The sequence below is a fragment of the Proteiniphilum sp. X52 genome (assembly GCF_003712195.1).
Taxonomy (GTDB): Bacteria; Bacteroidota; Bacteroidia; order Bacteroidales; family Dysgonomonadaceae; genus Proteiniphilum.
Genome location: NZ_RDSD01000052.1, coordinates 1 through 2784, shown reverse-complemented (window position 1 = coordinate 2784; position 2784 = coordinate 1). Strand labels below are relative to the sequence as shown.

At 51.1% G+C, this 2784-nt stretch carries 3 protein-coding genes; all 3 read left to right on the top strand.

Annotation, left to right across the window (positions count from 1 at the left end; all coding sequences use genetic code 11):
- The coding region (locus D7D25_RS18330) for a hypothetical protein (RefSeq protein WP_221408030.1) at window positions 1–234 on the top strand (234 nt) is incomplete at its 5' end.
- Between the two features lie 101 nt (window positions 235–335).
- Entirely contained in the window at window positions 336–1898 is a 1563-nt protein-coding gene (gene istA, locus D7D25_RS17450; RefSeq protein ID WP_255417382.1) for an IS21 family transposase, read from the top strand.
- A gap of 46 nt (window positions 1899–1944) precedes the next feature.
- Window positions 1945–2700 (top strand): IS21-like element helper ATPase IstB, encoded by a 756-nt coding sequence (gene istB, locus D7D25_RS17445; RefSeq protein ID WP_122970189.1) that lies wholly within the window; start codon window positions 1945–1947, stop codon window positions 2698–2700.
- The last annotated feature ends 84 nt before the right edge of the window (window positions 2701–2784 follow it).

Here is a 2784-nt window from a genome sequence, read left to right as displayed (position 1 = left end):
CGGCTTAAAATCGGCTTAAAAAACGGAGTATTGCCGTTCAATATCGCCGAAAACGCCGAAAAACACCCCAAAAAACGGAGCATTGCCGTTCACCTGTTGGGAATGTGTGTGACAGACCACCTAAATCGCATGGAAAACGGAGCATTGCCGTTCACTCGGAAAAATGTAAGTTGCTTTCGTCAAGATGCTTGCGACCAAAAAAAACGGAGCATGTTCGTTCACTTTTTCCGTTGAATGCCAGTCCGCGTCAAAAAAAACGGAGCATGTCCGTTCACTTCTCTGCTCTTTTTTTACGTTATTGTATGTAGAAAAAATCTAACATACAACATACGACCATGGCAGGAAAGACAAAGAACATGAGCCAGATTAAACAACTACTGCTCCTGAAGAAGGAGGGCGTCTCCAACCGCAAGGCAGCCGAGATAGTCGGCATCAACAAGGAGACCGCAAACAACTACGTAAGGAAGGCCTTTGCCGACGAACTCGGTATAGAAGGTCTTCTCAAACTCGATGATCCGGTGCTGGAGCATCGCCTCAAGGGCGGTAATCCTGCATATACAGACAAGCGCTTCGAGGTGTTTAAGAAACTGCTTCCATACCTCCAGGAGGAGATGAAGCGCAAGCACGTAACGCTGAAGCTCCTGTGGGAGGAATACGTGGAGGAGCATCCCGACGACCACTACAGCCTCACCCAGTTCCGTTTCCACTATAATCAGAACACCGAAGCGAAGAAGGAATCCCCCTCGACCATCCTCGCAGACATGCGTACAGGCGGCGAGAAACTCTTCCTTGACTTTACCGGTGACACGATGGGATACATTGACATGGAGACAGGCGAGATAGTGCAATGCCAGGCTTTTGTGGCAACGCTTCCCGCAAGTGACTACGGCTACCTGCTCTTCGTCCCCTCACAGCGCACGGAGGACTTTGTATATGCCATCACGCAGTGTCTAAAGCATCTGGGAGGCGTGCCTAAGATGCTCGTACCCGACAACCTCAAGGCGGCAGTCGTCAAGACCGACAAGTACGAGCCGTCACTCAACAGAGTGCTTGAGGATATGGGCAACCACTATGGCACGGTCGTGGTACCGGCACGTCCCGTCCATCCCAGGGACAAGTCCAACGTGGAGGGCAATGTCAGGCTCGTATACATGCGTGTCTTTGCAGAGCTCCGCAACGAGACCTTTTATTCCATAGACGAGCTGAATGCCGCAGCCACGGATAAGATGCGCAAACATAATCAGAAGCGCATGCAGAAGAACCCGTACACTCGTGAGGAGCGTTTCCTTGCCATCGACCGTCCCAACCTGAAGCCGCTGCCGGCAACAGACTTTGAGATAGTCTCTTATACGGACCTCAAGGTGTCCTCCAACTGCTGCATATACCTTGGACGCGACCAGCATTACTACACCGTGCCATACCGCCATGTCTCCAAGACAGCCCATGTGGCCTACACACGCTCACTTGTAAAGATATATGTGGACGGAGAACTTGTTGCAACGCATGTAAGGGACTATGGCAAAGGCAAGTACACCATCGTGGAGGAACACCTTGCAAGCAAGTCAATCGAGTACAGGGGGCTAAGCGCCGGCAAGTACATGGAGCGTGCGGAGAAGGCATCCAAGGAACTCGCAGAGGTGATGACGCATATCTTCTACGACTCCAGCATGCCTGCGGAAACACACTACCGCACATGCGACGGCCTGCTCAACCTGCAGAGAAGCAGCGACCCGACAGTCTTCCGTACTGCATGTGAGACAGCCCTGAAACATGGACGGTATAGCTACAGGTTTATACGCTCTCTTGTGGAAAGCAAATGCGCGGGAGTAACGCAGGCTGTCAGCCTTTTCTCCCCGCCTGAGCATGATAACATAAGAGGACGCGAACAGTTTAGATAATGGAGTTAAACAACATATACATCAACCCACCCAAAACAACAAAAAGATGGACGAAATATCAAACGCCCTAAGAAGTCTGAAGATGCCAGGGATGGCTCATTACTGGACTACCATGCAGGAGACGCGTCAGCATGACTCCCTCTCCCTCAAAGATGGCCTGCAACTGCTTATACAGGCCGAGTTGGATAACCGAACAACAAGCCGGAACTCACGTCTCGTGAAGAAAGCCCGCTTCCGCTACCAGACATCCATCAGCGAGGTCATCTACGACAGCAATCGTGGAGTGGACAAGCAGAAGGTGCTAAACCTGGCCACATGCGACTATGTGCGCAAGGGAGTATCCGTACTCATCACTGGAGCTGCAGGAACAGGCAAGAGCTGGCTTGGAACAGCCCTCGGTCATCAGGCCTGCATGAACGGATATAAGGTGGCATACCACAATGTCTACCGTCTCTTCCAGGAGATAGCCCTTGCTCGCATCTCAAGTACCCTGCACCGTTTCTTTGCCAAGCTTGCCCAGACGGACCTGCTCATACTGGATGACTTTGGCATGAAGGTCCTCGATGGTCAGCAGCTGCTCGACTTTATGGAAATTATAGAGGATAGACACGGGCAGAAAGCCACCATTATGATCTCGCAGTTGCCAGTATCGGACTGGTATGATGTGATGAAGGGAAACACCACTGCAGCCGACGCCATACTCGACCGTTTGGTGCACACAAGTGTACGCTTCGAGTTGAAAGGTGCCTCGCTACGTCAAAAAAGCAACCTAAAATGTACAGAAACCGAGAGAAATGACTAATTTTACATCGCCATTAGACTAAAGAGTTAGAAAAGTGAACGGATATCCCCGTTTTGCGTGGGTGGATATCCTCCGTTTTCAGCA